Source organism: Micromonospora sp. DT68 (genome assembly GCF_049847245.1).
In the GTDB taxonomy this organism is placed as follows: Bacteria; Actinomycetota; Actinomycetes; order Mycobacteriales; family Micromonosporaceae; genus Micromonospora; species Micromonospora profundi.
Map to the genome: position 1 here is coordinate 1 of NZ_JBNCNZ010000059.1, position 812 is coordinate 812.

The 812-nt window shown below is 67.5% G+C and carries 1 protein-coding gene; it reads right to left on the minus strand.

The genetic code is table 11. From position 1 onward, the window contains the following. On the minus strand, window positions 1–812 hold an 812-nt coding region (locus ACPXB1_RS30620), incomplete at both ends, for an AMP-binding protein (protein ID WP_425736175.1).

The following is an 812-nucleotide window of genomic DNA, read 5'->3' on the forward strand; positions in this document are numbered from 1 at the left end:
TCGATTTCGCCGAGTTCGACGCGTTGGCCGCGGAGTTGGACTTGTCGGTCGCGGCGTCCGAGGTATTCGAGGGTGCCGTCGGAGCGCCAGCGGGCGAGGTCGCCGGTGGCGTACATGCGTTGTCCGGGTGGTCCGTATGGGTCGGCGAGGAAGCTGCGGGCGGTCATGCTGGGGCGGTTGTGGTAGCCGTAGGTGACGCCGGTGCCGGCGATGTGGAGTTCTCCGGCGACGCCGATGGGGGTGGGGCGTAGTCGGCGGTCCAGCACGTAGGCGCGGTGGCCGGGCATTGGTACGCCGATTGGGGTTGAGCCGCGTACGGGTGTTTCGGAGCAGCGGTAGTCGGTGACGACGACTGTGGTTTCGGTGGGTCCGTAGGAGTTGTGCAGGGCGATGCCGGCTTGTCCCCAGCGGTTGGCTTGTGCGACGGGTAGTGCTTCGCCGGCGCTGAAGGCTCCGCGCAGTGTGGTGCCTGCCAGGCGTGTCGGGTCGAGTAGGGCTAGTAGTGCGGGTGGCAGGTAGGCGAGGGTGATGCGTTCGTCTTCAAGGAGGCCGGTGAGGGCTTGGGGGTCGACGATGGTTTCTTTCGGTGCGCTGACGAGTGTGGCTCCGGCGAGCCAGGTGGCGTAGTAGTCGAAGATGCTGGCGTCGAAGGCGGGGTTGGCTACTTGGGCGACGCGGTCGTCGGGTGTGCTGGCGAATTGCGCTACCGCGTTGCGGCAGTAGGCGTAGGCGTTGCGGTGGGGGACCAGGATGCCCTTGGGTGTGCCGGTCGAGCCGGAGGTGTAGAGCAGGTACGCCGGATCCTGCGGGCG